Here is a 14,897-nt window from a genome sequence, read left to right on the forward strand (position 1 = left end):
GGCCTCCGTCCGCGGGAGGAGCCGTTCTCAGGGTTGTCTCCACCTCACGGCCCCCTGGGTCTCCACCCTCCCGCCGGGCGGTGGCCGAGTGGGAAGCTGTCCGGCGGCAGATGGATGCAGGGGGAAAGGATCCGGGGTGGGCACCACCGAACCCATGACACGGCAGGCGGCTCGACCCGGCGCGGCCGACCGGCGGGGCGCGGTCGTCGCCGCGCTCATGCTGGCCATGGCGCTGGCCGCGCTCGACTCGACGATCGTGTCGACGGCCGTGCCGCAGATCGTCGGGGACCTCGGCGGCTTCTCCGTGTTCTCCTGGCTGTTCTCCGGCTATCTGCTGGCCGTGACGGTGAGCCTGCCCGTCTACGGGAAGCTGTCCGACACCTTCGGCCGCAAACCGGTGCTGGTCGCGGGCGCGGTCGTCTTCCTCCTCGGCTCCCTGCTGTGCGCCGGCGCCTGGAACATGGGCGCGCTGATCGCCTTCCGCGTCGTCCAGGGCCTGGGCGGCGGGGCGTTGCAGGGCACGGTCCAGACGCTCGCCGCCGACCTGTACCCGCTGGAGCAGCGCCCGAAGATCCAGGCGAAGCTCTCCACGGTGTGGGCGGTGTCGGCGATCGCCGGACCGGCGCTGGGCGGGGTCCTGGCCGCCTACGCCGACTGGCGCTGGATCTTCCTGGTCAACCTGCCGATCGGCGCCGCCGCCCTGTGGCTGATCGTCCGCCACCTCCGCGAGCCCGAGCGGGAGCGGCGGCGGCGCCCGCGCGTCGACTGGGCGGGCGCGCTGGCGGTGTTCGCGTGCGCGGGCGCCCTGCTCACCGCGGTGGTGCAGGGCGGGGTGGCGTGGCCGTGGCTGTCGGCGCCGTCGCTCGCCCTGTTCGGTACGGGGCTCGCGCTGGCCGCCGCCGTGGTCGTCATCGAACGGCGGGCGGCCGAGCCGATCCTGCCGGGCTGGGTGTGGCGCCGCCGTACGATCGCCGCGGTGAACCTCGCCCTGGGCGCCCTGGGCCTGCTGATGGTCGCGCCCACGGTCTTCCTGCCGACGTACGCCCAGTCGGTGCTCGGCCTGGCGCCGGTGGCGGCCGGATTCGTCCTGTCGGTCTGGACGCTGAGCTGGCCGGTGTCGGCGGCGCTCAGCCAGCACGTCTACCGGCGGATCGGCTTCCGCAACACCTCCATGCTCGGCATCGGCGCGGCGGCCCTGACCCTGTTCGCCTTCCCCTTGCTGCCCTATCCCGGCGCGGCCTGGCAGCCGACCGCGCTGATGCTGGTGCTGGGCGCGGCCCTCGGCCTGTTCCAGCTCCCCCTCGTCGTGGGCGTCCAGTCGACGGTGGGGTGGTCGGAACGGGGCACCGCCACCGCCTCCGTCCTCTTCTGCCGCCAGACCGGCCAGACGCTCGGCGCCGCCGTCTTCGGCGCGGTCGCCAACGGGGTGCTGGCCACCCGCCTCGGCGGCGCGGGCGACCTGGACTCGGTGACGCGGGCGCTGAGTTCGGGCACGGCCCCGGAGGCCACCCGGCGGGCCATCGCGGACGCGGTCCACGCGGTGTACATGGGCGCGGGGTGCGCGGCGGCGCTGGCGTTCGTTGTGCTGCTGGTCCTGGCGCCGCGCCGCTTCCCCGTGCTGTAGGAGTAGGGCCGGCCGCGCCGCGCTACTCGGCCCACGCTCCTTCCTTCAGGGCCGTGATGCTGTCCTGCACGGTGTCCATCTGGACCCGTACCGCGTCCCACACCTCGCCGTGCTCCCGCAGCACCTGCTCGGTCTCGTGGGCGATCCGGTCGGCCCGCAGCCGCGCCTCGGCCAGCAGCTCCGCCGCCCGCACGCGCGCCACCTCCGGGTCCCGCCGCGCCGCCTCTCGCGCCTCCACGAGGGCCTGCTCCGCCTCGGACAGTGCTCTCCCGGCGGCCGCCACCCGTTCGGTGTGCTCCACCTCCAGCTCGGCCTGACGCCCGGCCGCCTCCCGCTCCGCGTCGACCAGCGCGTCCGCCTGCTCGCGGGACTGCTCGGTGAGCATCCCGGAGGCGCGCTGCCGCATCTCCCGCAGGGCCGCCAGCGCCTCGCCTCGGGACTCCTTCACCTCGCGCCGCACCGAGATCCGGATGTCCTCGGCCGCCGCCTGCGCCGCCAGGAGTCGCAGCCGGGCCCGTTCGTCGGCCTCGGCGCGTACGGCGTCGGCGTACGCCCGCGCGTCCTGGAGCACACCGTCGGCGTGCGTCCGCGCCGCCTCCAGCAGTTCGTCCGCCTCCTGCCGGGCCCGCTCCCGGACCGTCCGCGCCTCCTCGAGTCCCAGTTCGTACAGCCGCCGTGCGCTCTCGCCCAGCGACTCGTAGGACTGCTCGCCGAGCCCGGCGAGCCTCTCGCGCAGGGACGCGAGTTCCCCCTCCATGTTCCTGGCCAGGACGGTGAGCCGCGCGGCCCGTTCCCAGGCGGCGTCCCGGTCGTCGGAGAGGGCGTCCGCGAAGGCCTTCACCTGATCGGGGCGGTAGCCGCGTCCCCGTACGACCACGAAGCCGTGGAGCGACATCGGTGCGCTGCCCATCCTGGACCCCTCTTCGCCGACGGTGATTTCGCGCACATCTTCGGGGATTGGGCGGAAATGTTCATAACGCGACACTCCGGGCACAACCGATGGTCCACCTCGAACGCAAAAGGGCCGGACCCGGTCGCACGACCGGGTCCGGCCCCTGAGGCGAGCGTTCACACGCTCAAAGCAGTCCGTCCCACATCTGCTCCAGCAGCACCGACCACCAGCTCTCGGGCGAACCGAGCGCCGCCGGGTCGAGTGCGGCCAACTGCGACTGGAAGTCGACGGTCCAGCGGCCCGCCTGCTCCTGGTTCAGGCCGAACCGCAGCCGCCACATCCGGCCGAGCAGCGCCAGGCAGCGCGCGAACTCCGGCAGGCCGGTGTTCACGAACTGCGGCGCCACGGGCACACCGCCGGGACCCGCCTCAACGGGCACCGCCACGATGTTGGCCGTGCCGTACTGCACGCAGACCGCCTTGCCGAAGTCGCTGCCCATCACGAGGTAGGAGCCCGCGTCCGACGCCGGCTGCACCCCGCGCTCGGCCGCCAGTTCGGCCAGCGTCGGCACCGGGCGCCCCGGTTGGGCCTGCGCCCAGAAGAAGGGGCCCATCTCCATGGGCAGACCGGCCACCACCAGGGTGTGCGCCACGACCGGCGGTACGCCCTGCCGGGAGACCGCCGCCTGCTCGAACCGGAAGACACCGGGACCGAACGCCGCCGCGAGCTCCTGCGCGATCCCCTCCGGGGGGATCGGCGGCATCGGCTGCACCGGCGGCAGCGGCGCGCGGACCGGTCCCGGACGGGCCGGGCCGTCCGCCACCTGGTGCAACTCGCCCTGGTGCGCGAGCAGTTGCTGCATCCCCTGCTGGCGGCTGGCATGGTCGGTGCCGTACGGCGCGATGGACGCGATGCGGGCCTGCGGCCACTGCTCACGAATCATCCGCGCGCAGTACGCGCCCGGCAACTGGCAGGACTCCAGCTCCGTGTGCAGCTCCAGGACCCGGTCCGGCGGCACGTTCATGGCCCGCAGCTCGTGGAAGATCTGCCACTCCGGGTGCGGCGTGCCGGGCGCGGAGCGCCGGATCAGCTGCTGCTCGGAACCGTCGTGCGCGCGGTAGCGCAACACGGCCTGGTAACCGGGCCCCACGGTCGGCAGGCCCTGCTGGGGGTAGCCGTAGGCCGGCGGATGCTGCCCGGGAGCGGGCGGCTGACCGGGCATGGCCTGACCCGGCACGGGCGGCTGACCAGGTACGGCCTGACCGGGCACGGGCGGTGCGCCCGGCGGCGGTACCGCGCCCGGTGGCATCGGCGGCGGTGTGCCCGGAGGCACTCCCGGCACGCCGGGGGCGCCCGGGGGCGGCACAGGCGGGTGGGGACCGCCCGGGGGCGGCGCGGCCAGCATCGTCTCCGCGTGGTGCACGGCTCCCGGCGCGCCGGGGGCGGCGGGCATGCCCGGGGCACCCGGCGGCACACCGGGGGCACCCGGGGCCGTGGGAGCGCCGGGCGGCGGCGTCGGCGGCTGCGGCGCGCCGGAGGCGCCCGGAGCACCGGGCGGGGCCGGCGGGTGCGGGACGCCACCGCCGCTCTGCCCGGGGTCGGCGAGCATCGTGGCGGCGTGGTGGACGCCGCCCGGGGGCGTACCGCCGGGCGCGCCCGGACCGTTGAGGCCCTCGGGGCCGTCGGGGCCGAGCGACGACACCATCTGGGTCGGCACGTACCCGCCGGCGCCCGGCGGGGGCGGCGTGGACGGGCCGCCCGGCCGCGCACCCGGCGTGCCCGGAGCACCCGGCGGCGGAGGCATGGACGGGCCGCCCGGCCGCGCACCCGGCGTGCCCGGAGCACCCGGCGGCGGAGGCATGGACGCACCGCCCCCACGGCGAGGCGGAGGCGCCGCCTTGCTGGTCGCGGCGTCGGCGATGTCACCGGCGTCGGGCGCGAGCGGCGGCCGCCCGTGAGAGGCACCGCCACCCGGCGCCTGCGCACCCGGAATTGGCGGCGGAGGCGGCGTGCCCGGTCCGCCGGGCCCCTGCGGATACCCGTAGCCCGCGCCACCGACCGCCCCGGACGGCGCCGGCGTACCACCCGGCGGAGGCGGCGGAGTACCCGGAGCCGCCGGGACGCCCGGCGCCTGCGGATACCCGTAGTCCGCCCCGCCCACGGCCCCGGACGGCGGCGTACCACCCGGCGGAGGCGGCGGAGTGCCCGGAACCGGCGGAGGCGGCGTACTGCCCTGCGGCCCGCCCGGCGCGGGCGAACCGCCCGGCGGGACCGGCCCGTCGGGGCCGCCGACCGCCGGTGCGACGGCCGTGTGCGGGAGTGCGCTGCCGCCCGCCATCAGCGCCGTCTTGGCGTCCGGCGGAGCGACGGGGGGCGGGGTGTCGTCGTCGGAGCCGCTCAGCGGCGGCGCGAACACGGTCGCCGGCAGCGGCACGGAACGGTCGTCCCCGGTGTCGGCGTTGGTGTCCGTACCGGCCCACGGGGTCGCCCCCGCCGGCGCACCCGGCGCACCCGGCGCACCCAACGGCACCCCTGCCTGCGTCCGGGGAAGCGGACCACTCCCGGCCGCCTCCGCCGACGCGGCTGCGGCGCCCGCGCCGCCACCCGTGCCCGACTCGCCGCGCCGGTCCGGAATGCCCATCCGGTCCGCCGCCTCCTGAAGCCACTCCGGCGGGGTCAGCAGGAAGGACGTCTGGTTCAGGTCCACCCGCGCCGGCGGCGGGGGAGTGTCGGCGGCCGGCTCGACCCGGCCGTACTCCTCCTCGTACCGGCGGACCAGCTCGCCCACCGGCAGCGCGGGCCACAGTGTGGCCTCCCCGCTGTCCCGGGCGATCACCAGCCGCTGCGCGCCCCCGTCCAGACGCGGGCCGTCCTCGCGGTCCTCGGCCCACACGACGAAGCCCAGCTCGAACTCCCGTACCCGCACCTCGCGGTGCTGGTACGCGGGCACGTCACCGTTGATCCACTCTTCCGCGCGCTCCTGCGCCTGCGCGAACGTCACCATCGATCGACTCACTCCCCCACCGACGAGACGGCCGCGGCACGGGCGAAACCGCCGTCCACCATCAGGTTCGCCACCGTCTCCAGCTCCGGCGGCGAACCCGCCAGCCGGGACAGGAACGTGTCGAAGTCCTCACCGCACGGCAGCAGCAGCCGCTGCACCCGCTCCTCCTGCGACCAGGACGGATCCGCGTCCCGCGCGTCGTCGTACGCGCAGAACCACACCGAACCGGCCCGCTCGCCCTTCACCTTCACGGCGAGCAGTCCGCCCTGGACGAAGCCGACGGCCAGGTAGTCCTTGGTCAGATGGTCGCGCAGGCACTTGTTGACGTACACCAGGTCGTTGACCGCCGCCTCCTCGCGGACCGTGAAGAACGGCTGGTCGACCAGCAGCCCCAACTCCGCGTCCAGGGCCGTCCCGACCGGCGCGCAGCCGCCCGCCGCCTTCAGGAACGAGCGGTAGGCGCCCGGCAGCCGGTACCCGAGGTCCTCCTCGACGCCCTGCACCTGCTGCTCCGACACCGCGGCACCCGACTTCGGCAGCCGGAAGTGCGCGGGCCGCGTCTCCTGCAGCGGACGGGTGCCCCGCTTGTTCTGGTCGACGTTCGCGGTCGCGATCCCGCCGTGGTGGCGCAGCAGCGCCTTCACCTCGACCGGGACCAGTTCCAGGCGCCGGGAGCCGGCCACGTGGTGCCACGTCCAGCCGTGCGGGGTCGCCACGTTCGGCACCGTGTCCCACAGCTCGTGCCCCGACGCCGCCATCGCCGCGTTCGCGGACACGTAGTCCGTCAGCCGCAGTTCGTCGACCCCGAACCCCTGCGGCGGCTCCGCGATCTCCACCGCGGCCCGCGCGTACGGCGAGAAGTCGGGGAAACCGCGGTCGTCCACCCGCACCCCTCTCGGGTGACGTGCGGCCCGGACCGGATCCGGAAAGTGCACGACCTGCCCGGCATAGGCCGCGTTCGGCGGCGCGGCCTCTCCCCCAGCCTGGCGGCCGGGTGGTACTCCCAGCCCGAGCCGACCTGTCGTCATGGCTGTTGCCCCCTGCGGCACTCTGTACGGCCCACGGCGACCGGCTCGCTGCTCCGCCCCGCCGAGGCCCGTATCCCTACTTCTCTCCAACGCGTCCACCGCGCGCACCGCGGCGTGCCGACAGCCTATGCGGTACGACGTCCCCGGTCACCGGGCCGCCACCCACCGGCCCCGCCATGCCGTGACCAGCCGTCACCCTCCAGTGACGCACTGCCCCGGACGGGGTGCGTCACACCGCCCCAGCTTCCGCAGCAGGCACGCCATTTGGCACTCTGTGAGTTTCCGGGGGGATGCACGGGAGGGAAAGACGATCATGAACGCGACGCAAACAGGACCGCATGCGAGCGCTTCCGGAGACCCGAGAGTCGGCTGGAGCAGCGCCGAGACACCGCACGCGCCCGCACTCCGCCACCGCCGCGACGGCATCCTGCCGACCGTCGCCGCCGCCCTCTCCGTGCGCGGCGCCACCCTCACCGGCACCGCCGCCCGGGGCGAGGAGCCGCCGGCCCTGCACCCCCTCGTCCAGGACTTCCTCGACGCCCTCACCAGCGCCCAGCGCGACCGCTTCACGGGCCGCTGCGCGGAGACCGTCCTGATCTCCCGGCACATCACCGCCGCCGACGCCGCGCGCAGCAAACGTGCCGCCCGCAAACCCATGAGCAACGGCGAGGCCCGCAAGAGCCTGAAGCACGCCAAGCTCACCACCCGCCGCATCCGTGAGGACGGCGATCCCCTGCACGGCAGCTTCGCCGGCCCCTGCCGGGCCTGCACCGCGCTCAGCGCCCACTTCGGCGTCCGCATCGTCGACCCCACCGCAGGCAAGAACTGACCCGCCGGCCTCGAAACCGCCGGCCGCAGCCGCCGCGAGACCCCCCACCCGCACCCACGCCACGGCGCCGGCCGCCGCGGCACGATCCACGAACGAAGGGCAGATGCACGCCGACCGCGCCTCCTTCCCCCATCCCTCGGCTCCTCCCCACGAACAGGGGCGAACCTCCGCACGCTTCCCCGCGCCCGTCGAGACCGCGCTGCGCGCGGCCGGCTGGCAACCGGGACGCTGGGACATAAAGCAGGCCGAGATGTGGGCCGACGCCCTGCGCGAGCACCTCTCGCCCGCCGGCCACCACCACGCCGTGTTCCCCGCCGCCGTGGAGGCCTGGGCGGAGTTCGGCGGCCTGCGCGTCTCGCCCGCAGGACCCGGCCGCCGGATCGCCCCCGCCGTCCTCGACCTGGACCCGCTGCACGGCCTCCACATGGCCCGCACCCTCGGCGACCTCGGCCGCGCCCTGGACACCGAGGTCTGCCCGCTGGGCACGGAGACCGACAGCCGTTCCCTGCTCGCCATCGACGCCGAAGGCCGTGCCTACGCCCTCGACCACACCGGCGACTGGTACCTCGGCCCCGACGTCGACACGGCCCTGTCGGCCCTCATCTCCGGCACGGAACCCGTACGGCTCACCACGGGCTGAGCACGCGCGGAAGGGCCGCTACGACGCCGGGATCACCGCCGACACCCGGAAGCCCCCCGCGTCCGTCGGCCCCGACACGAACACACCGCCCAGCGCGGCGACCCGCTCCCGCATCCCGAGCAGCCCGTTCCCGCCCGACGGCAACCCCGCGGCCGACGCCGAGGCGGGCTCGGGCGGTGGCTCGTTCTCCACCTGCATCGCGATCTCCGCGGTGCGGTGCGCCAGCCGTACGTACGTCTTCGCCCCCGCCGCGTGCTTGTGGACGTTGGTCAGTGCCTCCTGCACCACGCGGTACGCCGTCTGCTCGACCTCCGCCGCGTACGAGCGGACCGTGCCCTGTACCGAGAGGTCCACGGGCATCCCGGCCGCCGCCGACTGCCCGACCAGCTCGTCCAGCTCCTTCAGGCACGGCCCCTCGGGGGCGCCGCCGGCGGCGCGGGAGGCCGCGGCGGCCGCGGCGGCCCCCACCGCGGCGAGCGGCACGTCGTCCGCCGCACGGGACACACCCTGCTCCGGGACCCGGCCCTGCACCGGGGGCTGGGCCTGGGCGGGCTCCGTGCTGCGCAGCACCCCGAGCATCTCCCGCAGCTCGGTCAGCGCCTGCCGCCCCATGTCCCCCACCAGGGCCGCGTTCTTCACCGCCTTCTCCGGGTCCTTGCGGGCCACGGCCTGCAGCGCGGCGGCATGGACCACCATCAGACTCACCCGGTGCGCGACCACGTCGTGCATCTCCCGCGCGATCCGGGTCCGCTCCTCGTTGCGGGCCCACTCGGCCCGCTCCTCCGCCCGCTCCGCGAGCAGCTGCAACTCCCGCTCGAGGCTGTCCGCGCGCTCCCGCAGGCTCTCCATCAGCCTCCGCCGGGCCCCGACGTACAGGCCGAGAAGAAGAGGAGGGGCCGTCAGCCCGAGCGAGGTCGTCACCGCGGCGAACGGCACGAACCAGTTGCCGAGGGTCAGATCCCCGCGCGCCATGTCCTGGTGCACCCGCACGAACGTCACGATCATCGTCCCGACCAGGGACATCCCGGCCAGCGCGGCGATCACTCTGCGGGGCAGCTCGCACGAGGCCAGGGTGTACAGCCCGACGATGCCCATCAGAAAGCCCATCTGGGCCGGTGTGATGGCGATCGCCACCAGCACCACGGCGATCGGCCACCGCCGCCGGATGAGCAGCACGGCCCCCGCCAGTACCCCGAACACGATCCCCAGGGACACCGGAATCCCCGCGTCCCGGGCGAACGGCACCCCCTCGGCACCGCACTCCAGGGCGGACACCAGCGCGAGTCCCCCGTCGAGTGCCGCGCTGCGCCATCGCGCCCACCACCACGGCCCGGTCAGGACCGCCTCGTGGTCTTCCCCCGTCGTGGTCATGGCTCCAGCCTACGGGCGGCGGCCCGGGCGCCTAGGGCGGGCGGAACGGATTCGTGGCCCTGAGCCGGGCACGTCTCCGGTATGGTCTGAAGCGCTGTCCCCCGTGGTGTAACTGGCAGCACACTGGTTTTTGGTACCAGCAGGACAAGGTTCGAATCCTTGCGGGGGAGCTCCGGCGCAGAAGGTCTCATTCCGGGTCCCGCCCCCACGGGTCGGGACCCGATCTCATATCCCCCCACAACCGCCCCGGTATCCTGCGGATGTCCACCCCCACCCATCCACAGCCGAAGGGCATCCCGTGAGCGCCATTCGCCCGGCAGCCGTCGTCGTTCTCGCAGCGGGTGAGGGCACCCGTATGAAGTCGGCCACACCGAAGGTTCTGCATGAGATCTGTGGCCGGTCACTGGTGGGTCATGTGCTCGCCGCCGCACGCGAGTTGAAGCCGGAGAACCTGGTCGTCGTGGTCGGGCACGCGCGGGAGCGGGTGACCGCGCACCTGGCCGAGGTCGACGCCGAGGTCCGCACCGCCGTGCAGGAGAAGCAGAAGGGCACCGGGCACGCGGTCCGGATGGGCCTGGAGGAGCTCGGCGGGCCCGTCGAGGGGACCGTGATCGTCGTCTGCGGCGACACCCCACTCCTCACCGGCGACACCCTCCAGCGGCTGGCCACCGCGCACCAGGAGGACGGCAACGCCGTCACGGTGCTCAGCGCGGAGGTGCCGGACGCGACCGGTTACGGCCGGATCGTGCGCGACGCCGGCACAGGCGCGGTGACCGCGATCGTCGAGCACAAGGACGCCACCGAGGACCAGCGGGCGATCCGGGAGATCAACTCCGGGGTGTTCGCGTTCGACGGGCGGCTGCTCGCCGAGGCGCTGGGCCAGGTCCGTACGAACAACAGCCAGCATGAGGAGTACCTCACCGACGTGCTCGGGATCCTGCGCGAGGCCGGGCACCGGGTCGGCGCCTGCGTGGCCGGCGACCACCGGGAGATCGCCGGGATCAACAACCGGGTGCAGCTGGCCGAGGCGCGGCGGACCCTCAACGACCGTCTCCTGACGAACGCGATGCTCGCCGGTGTCACGGTCGTCGACCCGGCGACCACCTGGATCGACGTGACGGTGACCTTCGAGCAGGACGTCGTCGTGCACCCGGGCACGCAGCTCCACGGGACCACCCGGCTCGGCGAGGGCTGCGAGGTGGGCCCCAACAGCCGGCTGACCAACACCCGGGTCGGCCCGGGGGCGCGGGTGGACAACACGGTGTCCGACGGCGCCGTGGTGGGCCCGCAGGCCTCCGTGGGGCCGTACGCGTACCTGCGGCCGGGTACGCGGCTCGGGGTGAAGTCCAAGGTGGGTACGTACGTCGAGACGAAGAACGCCTCGATCGGCGAGGGGACCAAGGTTCCCCACCTGTCGTACGTCGGTGACGCCACCATCGGCGAGTACACGAACATCGGCGCCGCGAGCGTGTTCGTGAACTACGACGGGGAGAGCAAGCACCACACGACGGTCGGCTCGCACTGCAAGACCGGTTCGGACAACATGTTTGTGGCTCCCGTCACGATCGGGGACGGCGCCTACACCGCCGCCGGGTCCGTGATCACCAAGAGCGTGCCGCCCGGTTCGCTGGCCGTGGCCCGTGGCCAGCAGCGGAATATCGAGGGCTGGGTGGCTCGAAAGCGTCCCGGAAGCGCGGCGGCGAAGGCCGCCGAGGCGGTATCCGGACAGCCAAAGGGCGAAGCCTGACCGGAAACCGGCACGCCAAAGACGGCGTACCGTGATAAGTGCACACGCCCCCCAATTCCGCTGCGACCACCCGCTGAGGAGACACTGCTGTGACCGGGATCAAGACGACCGGCGAGAAGAAGATGATGTTCTTCTCCGGCCGCGCCCACCCCGAGCTTGCCGAGGAAATCGCCCACGAGCTGGGTGTCGGGGTCGTCCCGACCAAAGCGTTCGACTTCGCGAACGGCGAGATCTACGTGCGTTATCAGGAGTCGGCGCGCGGCGCGGACTGCTTCCTGATCCAGAGCCACACCGCTCCGATCAACAAGTGGATCATGGAGCAGCTGATCATGATCGACGCACTGAAGCGTGCGTCGGCCCGTTCCATCACGGTCATCGTGCCGTTCTACGGTTACGCGCGGCAGGACAAGAAGCACCGGGGGCGTGAACCGATCTCGGCCCGTCTGATCGCGGATCTGATGAAGACCGCGGGTGCCGACCGCATCCTGACCGTGGACCTGCACACGGACCAGATCCAGGGCTTCTTCGACGGGCCGGTGGACCACCTGTTCGCGCTGCCGCTGCTGGCGGACTACGTGGGCAACAAGGTGGACCGTACGAAGCTCACGGTGGTGTCCCCGGACGCCGGCCGGGTGCGGGTGGCCGACCGCTGGTGCGACCGGCTGGGCGCCCCGCTGGCGATCGTGCACAAGCGGCGTGACAAGGACGTGGCGAACCAGGTCACCGTGCACGAGGTCGTCGGTGACGTGAAGGGCCGTATCTGCGTCCTGGTGGACGACATGATCGACACCGGTGGCACCATCTGCGCCGCGGCGGACGCCCTGTTCGCGCACGGCGCGGACGACGTGATCGTGACGGCGACCCACGGTGTGCTGTCGGGTCCCGCGGCGGACCGGCTGAAGAACTCCAAGGTGAGCGAGTTCGTGTTCACCAACACGCTGCCGACGCCGAACGAGCTCGAACTGGACAAGATCACGGTGCTGTCCATCGCGCCGACGATCGCGCGCGCGGTGCGCGAGGTGTTCGAGGACGGTTCGGTGACGAGCCTGTTCGACGAGCAGTGACGATCGGGCCTGGTGAACGATCAGGCCCCTAGATCGTTTTGGGTCCGGCCTCCCGGTCCGAGTAGACTGCACCAGTTGCTCGGCGAGGGAGGCCGTACTCGTTCTCGTGGTACGGCGATCCGTTATCGACGCGCTCTTCGTAGCAGGCCGTTCGTGGCCGGGTGACCCCGACCGTTTTCCGTGTACCTCTACGAGGAGTGAAGAGCATGTCCGAGGTGAAGCTCGCCGCCGAGACGCGCACCGAGTTCGGCAAGGGCGCCGCCCGCCGTGTCCGCCGTGAGAACAAGGTTCCCGGTGTGCTGTACGAGCACGGCATGGTGCCGGTCCACCTGACGCTGCCGGGTCACGAGCTGCTGATGGCGCTGCGTACGCCCAACGTCCTGATCTCGCTGGACATCGACGGCAAGACCAACGAGCTGGCGATCCCGAAGGCCGTGCAGCGCGACCCGCTGAAGGGCCACCTGGTGCACGTCGACCTGCTGATGGTCAAGCGCGGCGAGCGCGTCGTCGTCGAGATCCCCGTCGTCGCCGAGGGCGAGCTGGCCCCGGGCGGCAACCTGCTGGAGCACGTCCTGTCGGCGCTGCCGGTGGAGGCCGAGGCCACGACCATCGCGGACCAGCTGACGGTCTCCGTGCAGGGTCTGGCGGCCGGTGCCGCGATCCACGCCAAGGACATCGCCCTGCCGAGCGGCGTGAAGCTGGCCGTGGACGAGGACACGGTGGTGCTGCAGGTGCTGGCCGCGCAGGCCGAGGAGGCCGCGGCGGGCGAGGAAGGCGAAGAGGCCGCGCAGGCCTGAGCCCGACCGTCGTCGTTCCGCCGGCCGCCGCTTCCCTCGGGGGGCGGCGGCCGGCGTGTATGACGCCTATTGAGGAGACATGGACGTGACGACCTCCGCGAACGATCCCTGGCTGATCGTCGGCCTCGGCAACCCCGGACCGGAGTACGCCATGAACCGGCACAACGTCGGGTTCATGACGGTGGATCTGCTGGCCGACCGGATCGGGGGCCGGTTCAAGCGGGCGGGCAAGGCGCAGGCGCAGGTGGTGGAGGGCCGGATCGGTCCCCCCGGCCCGGAGAGCCGCCGGGTGGTCCTGGTGAAGCCGATGTCGTACATGAACCTGTCCGGCGGACCGGTGAACGCGCTGCGCGACTTCTACAAGGTGCCGCTCGCGAACATCGTGGCGATCCACGACGAACTGGACATCGACTACGGCGTGCTGCGGCTGAAGCTGGGCGGCGGCGACAACGGCCACAACGGGCTGAAGTCGATGACGAAGGCGATGGGTCCTGACTACCACCGGGTGCGGTTCGGGATCGGGCGCCCGCCGGGCCGGATGCAGGTGGCGGACTTCGTGCTGAAGGACTTCTCCTCCGCCGAGCGCAAGGAGCTGGACTACTTCGTGGACCGGGCGGCGGACTCGGTGGAGTGTCTGCTGGCGGAGGGCCTGGAGCGGGCGCAAAGCGCGTACAACTCCTGACTTGTCCCCCGCTGCCTCTCCCCGGAGTTGACCGCTCGTAGCGATATGGCCAATGATCCCGGCCATGCCTGCCGCCACCGCCCGCCGCTCCCGCCAGGCCTCCCACACCGCGCTCCGGTTCGGCCGGGTCGCGGCCATGGGCACGGTCACGGTGCTGATCCTGATCGCGGGTGTGTGGGCGTCCTGGCACACCGCGCCGTACGTGATGCTCACCAAGGGACGTGAGCACGGCACGATCGCGGTGACGCGGTGCGAGGGCGACACGTGCACCGGTCCCTACACACCGGTCTCGACGGGGTCGACGGCCCGCGACCGGGCGTTGATCGAGCACACCGTGGCGGTGCGCAAGGGACAGAGCTACAGCGTCGTCGTGAAGCCGGGGACCGACGAGGTGGTCCGCTCGGGCCCGGCCGGGATCCTGTACGCGTGGGCCCCGCTGGGCGGTGCGCTGCTGCTGGCCTCGGTGGTCGTGGCGGGCGGCCTGCGACGGACCCGGGCGGCGTGGGTGCTGGCGGGCTCGGGGGTCGCGCTGCTGACGGCGGTCTTCGTGGCGTTGTGAGCCATCCCGGAACGGCCTGTTCCCATCCCGGTGGGCCGGCCGGAGGGCATCGCCCGAAGCCGGGCCGATGAACAGGTCGCCCCGATCGAGCAGGAATCGAGAAGCCGGGCCGCGGCGCGGGCACGTAGCGTGAAGACGACATCGCGGCCCCGCGGCGGGGCGGGCCGCTGCCTCAAGGAGGGCACATGCCGTACACCGTAGACTTCGCGAACGTGTCCACCGTCGGCCTGGCATCGTCCCCCGTGGCGGAGGCTCTCGCAGGACTGCGCGCCAACGAGGCACGCTATTACAAGAACAAGTACGACCACGTGTTCACCGTCAGGCCCGCCGGCGAGGCACCGGAGGTGCTCGACTGGGTGAGCCACATCCTCTCCGAGGAGCGGGACATCGTGATCTCCGCCCGTCCGCTCGAGGTGGCTTCCTTCGAGGTGGACGGGTTTCGGATGGCCTACGTGTTCTACGAGTCCGGCCTGTCGATCAACGTGATGTACGGCATCGAGGACGGAACGAAGCGCGCAGTGGGGTTCAAGCTCTCGGAAGGCATGGAGGTCCCCGAGGAACTGGCCTCACGTTTCAAGTTCGCGCGCCAGAAGTCGAAGCTGGCCGAAGTGATCCGCGGCTCCTTCTTTGTGATCAAGGGCACGTACGACCAGTAAGCCT

General features: G+C 72.9%; 13 protein-coding genes and 1 tRNA gene. 10 read left to right on the plus strand and 4 right to left on the minus strand.

The features are described 5' to 3' along the window. The first annotated feature begins 154 nt into the window (after positions 1-154). The gene (locus ACF09J_RS13210) at positions 155-1,624 is read left to right on the plus strand and encodes an MFS transporter (RefSeq protein ID WP_392305831.1); all 1,470 of its coding nucleotides are present in this window, start codon (positions 155-157) and stop codon (positions 1,622-1,624) included. A 22-nt stretch (positions 1,625-1,646) separates the two neighbouring features. Here the strand turns inward: ACF09J_RS13210 and ACF09J_RS13215 are convergent, their stop codons facing one another. From ACF09J_RS13215 to ACF09J_RS13225, 3 genes are all read right to left on the minus strand, one after another. Continuing rightward, positions 1,647-2,534 carry a cellulose-binding protein gene (locus ACF09J_RS13215; protein ID WP_392305509.1) on the minus strand — a complete coding sequence of 296 codons (888 nt, stop codon included), beginning with the start codon at positions 2,532-2,534 and terminating at the stop codon, positions 1,647-1,649. Between the two features lie 166 nt (positions 2,535-2,700). Beyond that, entirely contained in the window at positions 2,701-5,520 is a 2,820-nt protein-coding gene (locus tag ACF09J_RS13220; RefSeq protein ID WP_392305510.1) for an SUKH-4 family immunity protein, read from the minus strand. A gap of 8 nt (positions 5,521-5,528) precedes the next feature. Beyond that, complete coding sequence (locus ACF09J_RS13225; RefSeq protein ID WP_392305511.1) at positions 5,529-6,548, minus strand: SMI1/KNR4 family protein; 1,020 nt, start codon at positions 6,546-6,548, stop codon at positions 5,529-5,531. A 313-nt stretch (positions 6,549-6,861) separates the two neighbouring features. Here ACF09J_RS13225 and ACF09J_RS13230 point away from each other — a divergent pair, with 313 nt between their 5' ends. Further along, positions 6,862-7,377, plus strand: coding sequence for a YwqJ-related putative deaminase (locus ACF09J_RS13230; RefSeq protein ID WP_392305512.1), 516 nt, complete (start codon positions 6,862-6,864; stop codon positions 7,375-7,377). 103 nt (positions 7,378-7,480) lie between these two features. Next, positions 7,481-8,017 carry an SUKH-3 domain-containing protein gene (locus ACF09J_RS13235; protein ID WP_392305513.1) on the plus strand — a complete coding sequence of 179 codons (537 nt, stop codon included), beginning with the start codon at positions 7,481-7,483 and terminating at the stop codon, positions 8,015-8,017. A gap of 18 nt (positions 8,018-8,035) precedes the next feature. On the opposite strand, the gene ACF09J_RS13240 is transcribed toward ACF09J_RS13235, so the two are convergent. Continuing rightward, positions 8,036-9,388: a sensor histidine kinase gene (locus tag ACF09J_RS13240; RefSeq protein WP_392305514.1), complete on the minus strand. Its 1,353-nt coding sequence runs from the start codon at positions 9,386-9,388 to the stop codon at positions 8,036-8,038. 97 nt (positions 9,389-9,485) lie between these two features. Between ACF09J_RS13240 and ACF09J_RS13245 the strand changes: the two genes are divergently transcribed. The 7 genes from ACF09J_RS13245 to ACF09J_RS13275 all read left to right on the plus strand — a co-directional run bounded on the left by ACF09J_RS13245 (position 9,486) and on the right by ACF09J_RS13275 (position 14,893). Continuing rightward, positions 9,486-9,558, plus strand: a tRNA-Gln gene (locus tag ACF09J_RS13245). A 128-nt stretch (positions 9,559-9,686) separates the two neighbouring features. After that, positions 9,687-11,135 (plus strand): bifunctional UDP-N-acetylglucosamine diphosphorylase/glucosamine-1-phosphate N-acetyltransferase GlmU, encoded by a 1,449-nt coding sequence (gene glmU / locus ACF09J_RS13250; RefSeq protein WP_392305515.1) that lies wholly within the window; start codon positions 9,687-9,689, stop codon positions 11,133-11,135. Between the two features lie 89 nt (positions 11,136-11,224). Beyond that, on the plus strand, positions 11,225-12,199 hold the full coding sequence (locus ACF09J_RS13255; RefSeq protein WP_392305516.1) for a ribose-phosphate diphosphokinase: 975 nt from the start codon (positions 11,225-11,227) through the stop codon (positions 12,197-12,199). Between the two features lie 206 nt (positions 12,200-12,405). Continuing rightward, positions 12,406-12,996: a 50S ribosomal protein L25/general stress protein Ctc gene (locus ACF09J_RS13260; protein WP_392305517.1), complete on the plus strand. Its 591-nt coding sequence runs from the start codon at positions 12,406-12,408 to the stop codon at positions 12,994-12,996. Between the two features lie 79 nt (positions 12,997-13,075). Continuing rightward, entirely contained in the window at positions 13,076-13,678 is a 603-nt protein-coding gene (pth, locus tag ACF09J_RS13265) for an aminoacyl-tRNA hydrolase (RefSeq protein ID WP_392305518.1), read from the plus strand. A gap of 52 nt (positions 13,679-13,730) precedes the next feature. Further along, positions 13,731-14,237: a hypothetical protein gene (locus ACF09J_RS13270; RefSeq protein WP_392305519.1), complete on the plus strand. Its 507-nt coding sequence runs from the start codon at positions 13,731-13,733 to the stop codon at positions 14,235-14,237. A 185-nt stretch (positions 14,238-14,422) separates the two neighbouring features. Continuing rightward, the gene (locus ACF09J_RS13275) at positions 14,423-14,893 is read left to right on the plus strand and encodes a phage tail protein (protein ID WP_392305520.1); all 471 of its coding nucleotides are present in this window, start codon (positions 14,423-14,425) and stop codon (positions 14,891-14,893) included. Positions 14,894-14,897 lie beyond the last annotated feature (4 nt).

It is taken from the genome of Streptomyces sp. NPDC014889, from assembly GCF_043081205.1.
Taxonomy (GTDB): Bacteria; Actinomycetota; Actinomycetes; order Streptomycetales; family Streptomycetaceae; genus Streptomyces.